This is a genomic window from Streptomyces sp. NPDC102514 (assembly GCF_055584525.1).
In genome coordinates this window covers 42,959-54,966 of sequence record NZ_JBVJLW010000008.1, presented here as the reverse complement: position 1 = coordinate 54,966, position 12,008 = coordinate 42,959, and the positions used below count along the sequence as shown (strand labels likewise).

The 12,008-nt window shown below is 70.0% G+C and carries 9 protein-coding genes; 8 read left to right on the top strand and 1 reads right to left on the bottom strand.

Going from position 1 to position 12,008, the window contains the following annotated elements; all coding sequences use genetic code 11:
* Window positions 1–170 precede the first annotated feature (170 nt).
* The 4 genes from ACZ60E_RS21245 to ACZ60E_RS21230 all read left to right on the top strand — a co-directional run bounded on the left by ACZ60E_RS21245 (window position 171) and on the right by ACZ60E_RS21230 (window position 6,467).
* Window positions 171–1,556: a class II fumarate hydratase gene (locus tag ACZ60E_RS21245; RefSeq protein ID WP_384812297.1), complete on the top strand. Its 1,386-nt coding sequence runs from the start codon at window positions 171–173 to the stop codon at window positions 1,554–1,556.
* Window positions 1,557–1,628: 72 nt separating this feature from the next.
* Window positions 1,629–2,321: a cytidylyl-2-hydroxypropylphosphonate hydrolase gene (gene fomD, locus ACZ60E_RS21240; protein WP_384812294.1), complete on the top strand. Its 693-nt coding sequence runs from the start codon at window positions 1,629–1,631 to the stop codon at window positions 2,319–2,321.
* Between the two features lie 372 nt (window positions 2,322–2,693).
* Entirely contained in the window at window positions 2,694–4,835 is a 2,142-nt protein-coding gene (locus tag ACZ60E_RS21235) for a SpoIIE family protein phosphatase (RefSeq protein ID WP_469442343.1), read from the top strand.
* Between the two features lie 168 nt (window positions 4,836–5,003).
* Entirely contained in the window at window positions 5,004–6,467 is a 1,464-nt protein-coding gene (locus ACZ60E_RS21230) for a catalase (RefSeq protein WP_469442341.1), read from the top strand.
* Between the two features lie 178 nt (window positions 6,468–6,645).
* Here ACZ60E_RS21230 and ACZ60E_RS21225 read toward each other — a convergent pair whose 3' ends face one another.
* Window positions 6,646–8,937: a transglycosylase domain-containing protein gene (locus ACZ60E_RS21225; protein ID WP_469442339.1), complete on the bottom strand. Its 2,292-nt coding sequence runs from the start codon at window positions 8,935–8,937 to the stop codon at window positions 6,646–6,648.
* Between the two features lie 277 nt (window positions 8,938–9,214).
* Here ACZ60E_RS21225 and ACZ60E_RS21220 point away from each other — a divergent pair, with 277 nt between their 5' ends.
* The 4 genes from ACZ60E_RS21220 (at window position 9,215) to ACZ60E_RS21205 (ending at window position 12,001) form a co-directional block, all read left to right on the top strand.
* Window positions 9,215–10,198, top strand: a complete 984-nt coding sequence (locus ACZ60E_RS21220) for an SPFH domain-containing protein (protein ID WP_469442338.1) — start codon at window positions 9,215–9,217, stop codon at window positions 10,196–10,198.
* The gene (locus ACZ60E_RS21215) at window positions 10,195–10,464 is read left to right on the top strand and encodes a type II toxin-antitoxin system antitoxin (protein ID WP_384812282.1); all 270 of its coding nucleotides are present in this window, start codon (window positions 10,195–10,197) and stop codon (window positions 10,462–10,464) included. The genes ACZ60E_RS21220 and ACZ60E_RS21215 overlap by 4 nt, the downstream gene beginning before the upstream one ends.
* Before the next feature lie 329 nt (window positions 10,465–10,793).
* The gene (locus tag ACZ60E_RS21210) at window positions 10,794–11,318 is read left to right on the top strand and encodes a PadR family transcriptional regulator (protein ID WP_384812279.1); all 525 of its coding nucleotides are present in this window, start codon (window positions 10,794–10,796) and stop codon (window positions 11,316–11,318) included.
* Window positions 11,315–12,001: an ABC transporter ATP-binding protein gene (locus ACZ60E_RS21205; RefSeq protein WP_384812276.1), complete on the top strand. Its 687-nt coding sequence runs from the start codon at window positions 11,315–11,317 to the stop codon at window positions 11,999–12,001. Before ACZ60E_RS21210 ends, ACZ60E_RS21205 begins: the two co-directional genes overlap by 4 nt.
* Window positions 12,002–12,008: the final 7 nt, after the last annotated feature.

Below are 12,008 nucleotides of genomic sequence, written 5' to 3'. Positions count from 1 at the left end.
GCATGGGGCTGCGCCCCTCGCCCCCGTATCGCGCTGCGCGCTCGTCCTCAAACGCCGGACGGGCTGAAGAGCTTTCAGCCCGTCCGGCGTTTGAGGACCGGGGGTTCGGGGGCAGCGCCCCCGAGTCAGTGACGGGAATGGTTACGGGCGGCGGGGGCGATATACCTGCTATGACCGACTACCGCATCGAACACGACTCCATGGGCGAGGTCCGCGTCCCCGCGGACGCGAAGTGGCGGGCCCAGACCCAGCGCGCCGTCGAGAACTTCCCCATCTCCGGGCAGCATCTGGAGCGCGCCCACATCGAGGCCCTGGCCAGGATCAAGGCGGCGGCGGCCAAGGTGAACGCGGGCCTCGGGGTGCTGGACAAGGACGTCGCGGAGGCGATCCAGGAGGCGGCGGCCGAGGTCGCGGACGGGAAGTGGGACGCGGAGTTCCCCGTGGACGTCTTCCAGACGGGGTCGGGGACCTCGTCCAACATGAACACCAACGAGGTCCTCGCCACGCTGGCGACGGAACGGCTCGGCAGGGACGTACACCCGAACGACCACGTGAACGCCTCACAGTCCAGCAACGACGTCTTCCCGTCGTCCCTCCACATCGCCGCGACCGCCGCCGTCACCCGTGATCTCGTCCCGGCGCTCGACCACCTCGCCGCCGCGCTGTCCAGGAAGTCCGAGGAGTTCGCCGATGTGGTGAAGTCCGGCCGGACCCATCTGATGGACGCCACGCCGGTGACGCTGGGCCAGGAGTTCGGCGGGTACGCGGCCCAGGTGCGGTACGGGATCGAGCGGCTGGAGGCCTCCCTGCCGCGGCTCGCCGAGCTGCCGCTCGGGGGAACGGCCGTCGGGACCGGGATCAACACGCCGCCCGGGTTCTCCGGCGCGGTGATCGCCGAGGTCGCGCGCACCACCGGGCTGCCGCTGACCGAGGCGCGCGACCACTTCGAGGCGCAGGGCGCGCGGGACGGGATCGTCGAGACCAGCGGGCAGCTGCGGACCATCGCCGTGGGGCTCACGAAGATCGCGAACGATCTGCGGTGGATGGCCTCCGGACCGCGTACGGGGCTCGCGGAGATCAATCTGCCCGATCTGCAGCCGGGGTCCTCGATCATGCCCGGCAAGGTGAATCCGGTGATTCCCGAGGCCGTGCTGATGGTGGCCGCGCAGGTGGTCGGGAACGACGCCACGATCGGTGTCGCCGGAGCCTCCGGCAACTTCGAGCTGAACGTCATGCTGCCGGTCATCGCGAAGAACGTCCTTGAGTCCGTGCGGCTGCTCGCCAACGTCTCCCGGCTGCTCGCCGACCGGACCGTGGACGGCATCACGGCCAACCGCGAGCGGGCCCGCGAGTACGCCGAGTCGTCGCCGTCGGTCGTGACCCCGCTGAACAAGTACATCGGGTACGAGGAGGCCGCCAAGGTCGCCAAGAAGGCGCTGGCCGAGCGGAGGACCATCCGCGAGGTCGTGCTCGAATCGGGGTACGTGGAGCGCGGCGACCTCACCCGGGAGCAACTGGACGAGGCCCTGGATGTCCTGCGGATGACAAGGCCGTAACGTCGTCCGGCGAGCAGGCGAACCATGGCGCTTACCGCAGCATCGTATGCCCTGGGCACCTAATATCTGTTCATGGCAGAGGGTGGAGCGGTGACACACGTGGAAGCGGGCGGTTCGGCGGCGTACTGGAACCCCGGGAGTCAGATCCTGTGGCGGTACCGGGAGAACGCCGGCGATCACGTCCACATCGCGCGTCCCGTGACCGTCGTGCGGGACGACGGCGACCTGCTCGCCGTGTGGCTGGCCCCGGGGACGGAGTGCGTGAAACCCGTCCTGACGGACGGCACGTCCGTGCACGCGGAGCCGCTGGAGTCCCGCTACACCAAGCCGCGGACCGTGCAGCGCGACCGCTGGTTCGGCACGGGCGTCCTGAAGCTGGCGCGGCCCGGCGAGCCCTGGTCGGTGTGGCTGTTCTGGGAGCCGGGCTGGCAGTTCAAGAACTGGTACGTCAACTTGGAGGAACCGCTGGCCAGATGGGCCGGCGGGGTCGATTCCGAGGACCACTTCCTGGACATCTCGGTACATCCGGACCGGACTTGGGGCTGGCGCGACGAGGACGAGTTCGCGCAGGCCCAGCGGGACGGCCTGATGGACGAACGGCTGGCCGCGCGCGTGGGCGAGGCCGGACGCGCCGCGGTGGAGGTGATCCGCCGCTGGGGCCCGCCGTTCTCGGACGGCTGGCAGCACTGGCGGCCCGATCCCGCCTGGTCCGTGCCGTCCCTGCCCGACGACTGGGATCGCACACCGGCGCACGTGTCCACGTGAGACCCTTGATACGCCCCCGTGGTAGAACCGTAGGATCGTCCTCCGCAACGCGAACGAACAGTCAGGGTCGGTGCTCGACACCGTCGTTGAGGAGTGATGGTCGGGCGGCGGGCGGGTGCGCCACGGCAACTCCCGCACAAAGCGCTGGGCTTGACCGAACGTCACCGAGGGGCGGCAGGACGTGAGCGTGGGGTACGAGGGTCACAGCGGTACGGCCCGGCGCCGGCGAATCAGACCGTTCCCGCCGGTGTCCGAAGGTCATTCTTCTGAGAGGCTGTCTGATCACGCGGGGATTCCGTTCCTGGGGCACGCATTCCGGGTATCGGGCTCTCTGCGGGACGAACTGCACGCACGGCGCGCAGCACCGGACGGATGGATTCGACACGCGTGACGGAGCACCCCACCTCCCATGAGCGCCGACAGCCAAGCGCTGCCAGGCCCACGGCCCCCGCGGACCCTCGCGGGGCGCTTCTGCGCACCCCGGAGCCGCCCGCACAGGGCTCACCCGGTTTACCGGCGCAGGGACGGCCTGACGACACCCCCGACACCCCGGGGGCCGTCGGCATGCCCGTTCCCGACGGCCAGGGCCCGATCGGCGCACCCGTGACCGCGGACGCACAGTCCGCCGCCACGGGCGCGCCCGCCGGTTCCGGGCCCGAGCACTCCCAGCCGTCGGCCACCGAACCGGCCGGCGAACCCGATCCGCACCGGCCGCGGCCCGAGTCCCTGGGCGGCGGGTCCGGCACGGAGGCCGCCGTCCACCTGGGCGGCAAGGACCGGCGTACGGGACAGAGCCCGGCGCCCGGCGCACCCATGCCCATGCGCCGGGACGGCGACCGGCTGCGCTTCGTGGGCGCCGCCACCCGGCGGATCGCCCGAGGCATCGACCTCGACGAGATCGTGATGGGCCTGTGCCGGGCCACCGTGCCGACCTTCTCGGACGCGATCCTCGTCTATCTGCGCGATCCGCTGCCGGTGGGCGACGAGCGGCCCACCGGGCCCGTCGTGCTGCGGCTGCGGCGCACGGACCGGATCCCCGAGGACCGGGACACCGAGGGCTTCCTGCTGCCCGCGCTGCAGCCCGAGCCGGACCTCGGCATCACCGCCGAGCTGTGCACCGTACGGCCCGGTGGCGCCCTGAACGAGGTGCTGCGCGGGGTACGGCCCGTCTTCGCGGACGCGCCCGCCGCCAGGGCCGCGCTGCCCGAGCTGATCGGCGACGACCTGAGCGTGCCCGGCGGGCAGCGCGCGATCCTCGCGCCGCTGCGCGGCCGGCGGCGCGTGATCGGGGCCGCGCTGTTCCTGCGCCGCCCCGACCGGCCCGCCTTCGAGACGGACGACCTGCTGGTCGCGGCGCAGCTCGCCACGCACAGCGCGCTCGGCATCGACAAGGCGGTGCTGTACGGGCGCGAGGCGTACATCGCGGACGAACTGCAGCGCACGATGCTGCCCGAGACCCTGCCCCGGCCGACCGGTGTGCGGCTGGCGTCCCGGTATCTGCCGGCCGCCGAGACCGCGCGGGTCGGCGGCGACTGGTACGACGCGATCCCCCTGCCCGGCAGCCGGGTCGCCCTCGTCGTGGGTGACGTCATGGGCCACTCCATGACCTCCGCGGCGATCATGGGCCAGCTGCGCACGACCGCGCAGACCCTCGCCGGGCTCGACCTGCCGCCGCAGGAGGTCCTGCACCACCTGGACGAGCAGGCCCAGCGCCTGGGCACCGACCGCATGGCGACCTGCCTGTACGCGGTGTACGACCCGGTCGCGCACCGCATCACCATCGCCAACGCGGGCCATCCCCCGCCCGTACTGCTGCATCTGGGCGGGCGCGCCGAGGTACTGCGCGTACCGCCCGGTGCTCCCATCGGCGTAGGGGGCGTGGACTTCGAGGCGGTCGAGCTGGACGCGCCCGCGGGCGCCACGCTGCTGCTGTACACCGACGGGCTCGTGGAGTCGCGGCTGCGTGACGTGTGGACCGGGATAGAGCAGCTGCGCGAGCGGATCGCCGCCACCGCCCAGCTGACCGGACCGGACCATCCGCCGCCCCTGGAAGCCCTGTGCGACGAGGTGCTCGACATGCTCGGCCCGGGTGACCGGGACGACGACATCGCGCTGCTCGCCGCCCGCTTCGACGGGATCGCGCCGAGCGATGTCGCGCTGTGGCACCTCGACCCCGAGGACGCGGCGCCCGGCCGGGCCCGCCGGCTGGCCCGCAAGGCGCTGTCCCGCTGGGACCTGGAGGAGCTCACGGACTCCGTGGAGCTGCTCGTCAGCGAGGTCGTCACCAACGCCGTGCGGTACGCGTCACGGCCCGTGACGCTGCGGCTGCTGCGTACCGACGTGCTGCGCTGCGAGGTCGGCGACGACGTCCCGCAGCTGCCCCGGCTGCGGCAGGCGCGCGCCACGGACGAGGGCGGACGCGGTCTCTACCTGGTGAACAAGCTGGCCAGGCGGTGGGGTGCGACCCGGCTCAGTGCGGGAAAGGTCGTCTGGTTCGAGTTGAACCACAGCTGAGGGGTACCCAGGCGGCACTCACCCCGGCAGTGACCCGGCGAGCCCGAAAGCGAGCCGGAACACCACCGGAATTGGACCCCGTCCAAATGTTGCCGACATCCCGTCGGCGGAGTTGACTGCTGGGTGAGCGAAGCGATCAATCGACTCTTCTCGAACGGGAGGACGCTCGTGACGCAGGCACCCGACCAGGCTCCGTACACCACGAACAACGTCGGGATTCCGGTGGAGAGCGACGAACACTCGCTCACCGTCGGACCCGACGGCCCGATCCTGCTCCAGGACCATTACCTCATCGAGAAGATGGCCCAGTTCAACCGGGAGCGGGTACCGGAGCGGGTGGTGCACGCCAAGGGCAGTGGCGCGTACGGCTTCTTCGAAGTCACCAACGACGTCAGCCAGTTCACCCGGGCCGACCTCTTCCAGCCCGGGAAGCGCACGGACATGCTGGCGCGCTTCTCCACCGTCGCGGGTGAGCAGGGCTCCCCCGACACCTGGCGCGACCCACGCGGTTTCGCGCTGAAGTTCTACACCGAGCACGGCAACTACGACATGGTCGGCAACAACACGCCGGTCTTCTTCGTCCGTGACACGATCAAGTTCCAGGACTTCATCCGCTCGCAGAAGCGCCACCCGGCGACCGGGCTGCGCAGCAACGACATGCAGTGGGACTTCTGGACACTCTCGCCCGAGTCCGCGCACCAGGTGACGTGGCTGATGGGCGACCGGGGCATCCCGAAGACGTACCGCCACATGAACGGCTACTCGTCCCACACCTATATGTGGATCAACGGCGGCGGTGAGCGGTTCTGGGTGAAGTACCACTTCAAGACCGATCAGGGCATCGAGTTCCTCCCCCAGGCCGAGGCCGACGAGCTGGCCGGTGCGGACGCGGACAAGCACCGCCGTGACCTGTACGAGTCGATCGATTCCGGGAACGCGCCGAGCTGGACCCTCAAGGTCCAGGTCATGCCGTTCGAGGACGCGGCGGACTACCGCTTCAACCCCTTCGACCTGACGAAGGTGTGGCCGCACAGCGACTACCCGCTGATCGACGTCGGCCGGATGGTCCTCGACAAGAACCCCGAGGACTACTTCGTCCACATCGAGCAGGCCGCCTTCGAGCCGTCCAACCTGGTGCCGGGCATCGGGCCCTCGCCGGACAAGATGCTGCTCGGCCGGCTCTTCTCGTACCCGGACACCCACCGGTACCGGATCGGGCCGAACTACGCGCAGCTGCCGCCCAACCGGCCGCACTCGGCGGTGAACTCGTACGCCAAGGACGGGCCGATGCGGTACGTGCCGTCCAGTGCGGCGCGGCCGTACGCGCCCAACTCGTACGGCGGGCCCGCGGCCGACTTCGGGCGGTTCGGTGAGCCGGCGAGCTGGCAGACCGCGGGTGAGCTGGTGCGCGAGGCGACGAAGCGGCATCGTGAGGACGACGATTTCGGGCAGGCCGGGACGATGGTTCGGCAGGTGCTCGATGATGCTCAGCGTGAGCGGCTCGTGGCGAACGTCAGCGGGCATCTGTTGGCCGATGTTTCACAGCCTGTGCTTGAACGGGCGTTCCAGTACTGGCGGAACGTCGACAAGGGGATCGGCGATCGGATCGCCCAGGCGGTCAGGGGGGCGTGAACGCCGGTGGAGAGCTGCGGGTCCGCTGTGGCCGGCCGCGCAGTTCCCCGCGCCCCTAAAGGCAAAAGACTGCGCAGTTCCCCGCGCCCCTGGGTGGGACGGGGCGCAGCCCCTCCCCGAGGGGCGCGGGGAACTGCGCGGCCCGCCCCCACCGGGGCCGCAGGTCACTGGACGCGGGTCAGTCGTCTGATTGGGGGTCGTCGGGGTCCGGGGGGAGTTCTATGCCGCCCGAGGACGACGGGGCGCTCGTCGTCGGGGTGGGGTCCTCTTCCGTGGGGGTCTCCTCGGGGGAGGACTCCGGCGGCGAGGTGCTCGTCGGCGGTTTCGTCGTCGGGTCCTCGGTGGAGGGCTCCACGGACGGGGCAGTCGTCGTGGGCGTGACCGTCGGCGTAAGGGTCGGCTTGACCGCCGCACCCTGCTTCGTGTCCAGGTCGAACTTGGTCACGTCACCCATCGCGTCGAAGGTGTACGCCGCCCAGATCTGCGCGGGATAGCCACCTCCGTTGACGCGGCCCTTGCCCGGCAGGAGGCCGGTGGCCCCCTGCATCGTCACCTGCGCGTGGGACTTCGCGTCCTCGCCGAACATCCCGACCGAGGTGACCAGGTCCGGCGTGTAACCGGTGAACCAGGCCGACCTGTTGAAGTCGGACGTACCCGTCTTGCCCGCGACCTGCTGCCCGTCCCGGGACGGGTTGTCGCGCACGGACGTCCGGGCCGTACCGTCGTCGACCACACCCGTCAGCACCGAGGTGACGGTGTCGGCGGCCTCGCGGCTGACGACCTGATCGCCGATCGGGTCCGGGAACTTGACCGCGCGGTCCTTGTGCTCGACCTTCTTGATGACGGCCGGGGTGACCTTCTTGCCGTGGTTGTCGAGGGTCGCGTAGACCCCGGCCATCTCCAGCGGGCTCGCGCCCATCGTGCCGAGGGTCTGGGCGGGCACCGACTTGACGCCCTCGACGTCCATGCCCAGCTCGCCCGCGGTCTTCATGACCTGGTCCATGCCGACGTCCACGCCCATCTGCGCGAAGACGGAGTTGATGGACTTGTTCATCGCGGTCTGGACGTCGACGTCGCCGTAGTCGACGTCGTCCTCGTTCGGCGGGGAGAACCCGACCTTCGTACCGTCGTCGAGGACGGGACGCTTGCTGGTGCCGTCGTAGATCGTGTTCGCCGCGATCGGGTCGTCGTCCTGGGTCGTGGCGTCCTTGTCGACGGCCGCGGCCAGGATGACCGGCTTGAAGGTGGAGGCGGGCTGGTAGTCGCGGCGCGTGGCGTTGTTCGTGAAGTGCTTCACGTAGTCCACACCGCCGTACATCGCCAGGACCCGGCCCGTCTTCGGGTCGACGGAGGCGGCGCCGGCCTGGATGTCGGCGTCGACGTCCCGCTTCTTCCCGTCCAGCTTGCTGGTGAGCCTGGCCTTGACGGCCTTCTCCAGCTGGGCCTGCTTCTTCTTGTCGATGTTCAGCGTGATGGTCCAGCCACCCGCCTTGACCATCGTCGCGGCCTCGTCCATGTCGGAGGCGGTGCCCTCCTCGACGAGCTGCTTCTCCAGCGTCGAGTTGGCGGCCTCCACCAGGTAGCCCGCCTGGCCCTCCAGGCCGGGTGCGCCCTTGGGGTCCTTCGGTACGGGGAACGTCATGGCGTCGCGCTTGGCGGAGTCCAGCCAGCCCTCCTCGACCATGTTGTCGAGGACGTAGTTCCAGCGGTTCTTGACGAGCTTCTTGCTGGTGTCGCTCGCCACCGCCCAGTCGTACTGGCTCGGGGCCTGGAGCAGGGCGGCGAGATACGCGCTCTGGGCGACGCTGAGCCTGTCCGCGTCGACCCGGTAGTACGCCTGCGCGGCGGCCTGGATGCCCCAGGCGTTGCGGCCGTAGTAGCTGGTGTTGATGTAGCCCGCGAGGATGGCGTCCTTGGACTGCTGGCGGTCCACCTTCAGCGAGATGACCAGTTCCTTCAGCTTGCGCGTGACGGTCTGGTCCTGCGTGAGGTAGTAGTTCTTGACGTACTGCTGGGTGATCGTCGAACCGCCCTGCTTGCCCTTGCCGGACAGGGTGTTCAGCAGACCGCGGGCGGTGCCCCTCAGGTCGACGCCGGAGTCCTTGTAGAAGGACTTGTTCTCGGCGGCGACGAAGGTCATCCGGACGCCCTTGGAGACCTGGTCCAGGTCGACCAGCTCGCGGTTGACCTCACCGTCGCGGGCGAGCGTGTCGCCGTTGGCGTACTTGTAGATGTTGCTCTGCTGCACCGCCGCCGCGTTCCCCTTGGGGACGTCGATCATCAGGTAGAGCCCGACGAAGGCGGCCATGCCGAGCAGGCAGAGACCGAAGAACGTGCCGAGGATCTTCTTCCAGGTGAAGAGCCGGCGTATGCCGCTCTTGCCGGTCTTGCCCTCCGCCTTGGACGAGCGTTTCGGCGCGCCGCGGTGTCCACCGCGCTGCCGCGCTCGTCTCTCATCCGCTCGTCCCATGGATACGTCCGCTCCGCTTCCGTCTCTCGTGTCTCACAGGTTCATCGCTCAGGTCAGCTCAGCAAACTAACACCGCAGCTGAGGACAAACGCCTGCCGATCCGGCCTTTTACGGACGTGAGAATCAGCACCCACCCCTATGGAACCGACGATTCACGGGAGTGGAAGGTTGCCGTGCCGGGTAAAGTGATATCACTTAGATAGGCATTGATGGATCGAGCCGAGCGTCCGCACACGGGACGACGACGCCGAAAGCACCACGAAACGGGGGACCACCCATGTCCACACACGACTCTCCGGACACAGGCTCAGGAACAGGGGCAGGAACGGGCGCGGGAACGGGGGCGGGCATGGCCGACGTACCCGCGATGCCCGCCCCGCGCGTACGGGAGGTCTCCGCGCACAGCATCGGCGGCGGGCTCGCGCTGCTGCTCGGGCTCCTCGGACTGCTGCTGGGCGCCGCGCTGGTGGTCTCCGCCACCGCCGTGGACGCCACCGGCGGCAAGGCCGTGCTCATCGTGGCCGGCATCCTGATCGGCCTCGCCGCCTTCATCGCCATGTGCGGGCTGAACATGGTGGCGCCCGGCGAGGCCCGCGTCGTCCAGCTCTTCGGCCGCTACCGCGGCACGATCCGCGAGGACGGGCTGCGCTGGGTGAACCCGCTCACGTCCCGTACGAAGATCTCGACGCGCGTACGCAATCACGAGACGGCCGTCCTCAAGGTCAACGACGCCTACGGCAACCCGATCGAACTCGCCGCCGTCGTGGTGTGGCGCGTCGAGGACACCGCGCAGGCGAGCTTCGAGGTGGACGACTTCCTGGAGTTCGTCTCCACGCAGACCGAGGCGGCCGTGCGGCACATCGCCATCGAGTACCCGTACGACGCCCACGACGAGGAGGGCCTGTCCCTGCGGGGCAACGCGGAGGAGATCACCGAGAAGCTCGCGGTCGAGCTGCGGGCGCGGGTGGACGCCGCGGGCGTGCAGATCATCGAGTCCCGCTTCACGCATCTCGCGTACGCGCCCGAGATCGCCTCGGCGATGCTCCAGCGGCAGCAGGCGGGGGCGGTCGTCGCCGCGCGGCGCCAGATCGTGGACGGGGCGGTCGGCATGGTGGAGGCCGCGCTCGCGCGGATCTCCGAGCGGGACATCGTGGAGCTGGATTCCGAGCGGAAGGCGGCGATGGTGTCCAATCTGATGGTGGTGCTGTGCGGGGACCGGGCGCCGCAGCCCGTCCTGAACACGGGGTCCCTCTACCAGTGAGTTCGTCTCCGGAGGGGGCCCCTCCGACTCCCCCCGATCCGCCTCGGCGACGGCCGCAGCAGCAGCGCAAGCAGGTGCTGTTGCGGCTGGATCCGCTGGTGTACGAGGCGTTGGCGCGGTGGGCCGGGGACGAGCTGCGCTCCGCCAACGCGCAGATCGAGTTCCTGCTGCGGCGAGCACTGGGCGAGGCGGGCCGCCTCCCCGGCGGCACGGGCCCCCTCCCCCGCCGAGGCCGCCCTCCCCTCTCCGAGGAGGGTGAGGAGTAGGCGGGTCCGTTGTCGGGTGCGGCCCGGTGGGGGCCCGGCCGCGCAGTTCCCCGCGCCCCTTCGTCCGGGTGCGGGCCCGGTGGGGGTTGCTCGCGCCGTTCCTCGCGCCCCTAAAGGCGAAAAGCTGGGGCGCAGCCCCGCTTTTCAGGGGCGCGGGGAACTGCGCGGCCCGCCCCCACCGGCCCGCACCCGAAGCAGTGCGATCGACGGCGGTGCCGCGGTCGCAGAACCGTGACAATCGGTCCTGACCTGCGAGGACGCACCCTCTGGAAGAGGGTCTACACAGTGCGTATACACGGTGTGTATACGCACTGTGTAGAGTGCTCCGCATGTCCATCGGTCACACCCTTCTAGGGCTCCTGGAGTCCGGCCCCCGTCACGGTTACGACCTGAAGCGGGCCTTCGACGAGAAGTTCGGTCACGACCGGCCGCTCCACTACGGCCAGGTCTATTCGACGATGTCCCGGCTGTTGAAGAACGGCCTCGTGGAGGTCGACGGGATAGAGGCGGGCGACGGCCCCGAGCGCAAGCGGTACGCGATCACCGAGGCGGGCGTCACCGACGTCCAGCAGTGGCTCGCGACGCCGGAGAAGCCGGAGCCGTATCTCCAGTCGACCCTCTACACGAAGGTCGTCCTCGCCCTCCTGACGCACCGCGACGCGTCCGAGATCCTCGACACCCAGCGCTCGGAACACCTGCGCATGATGCGCATCCTCACCGACCGCAAACGCAAGGGCGATCTCGCCGACCAGCTGATCTGCGACCACGCTCTCTTCCATCTCGAGGCCGACCTGCGGTGGCTCGAACTCACCGCGGCCCGCCTCGGCAAACTCGCTGAGGCGGTGACCCGATGACCCCCGCAGGCTCCCTGCTCGTGGCCCACGACCTGCGCAAGGCGTACGGCCCCACCAACGCCCTCGACGGCGCCGAGTTCTCCATCCACCCGGGCGAGGTCGTCGCCGTGATGGGCCCCTCCGGCTCCGGCAAGTCGACCCTCCTGCACTGTCTCGCCGGCATCGTGACGCCCGACTCGGGCTCGATCACGTACAACGGCCGTGAGATGGCGACCATGAACGACTCCCAGCGCAGCGCGCTGCGGCGCTCGCAGTTCGGGTTCGTCTTCCAGTTCGGCCAGCTGGTGCCGGAGCTGACCTGCGTCGAGAACGTGGCCCTGCCGCTGCGCCTCAACGGCACCTCCCGCAAGGAGGCCGAGCGCACCGCGCTGGCCTGGATGGAGCGCCTGGAGGTCGACGACCTGGCGGGCAAGCGCCCCGGCGAGGTCTCCGGCGGTCAGGGCCAGCGCGTCGCCGTGGCCCGTTCCCTGGTCACCAGCCCTCGGGTGCTGTTCGCGGACGAGCCCACCGGCGCCCTCGACTCGCTCAACGGCGAGCGCGTGATGGAGCTGCTCACGGACGCCGCCCGGTCCGCGAACGCCGCCGTCGTCCTCGTCACGCACGAGACCCGGGTGGCCGCCTACTCGGACCGCGAGATCGTCGTACGCGACGGGAAGTCCCGGGACATGGAGCGCGCCGTATGAGCGCCCG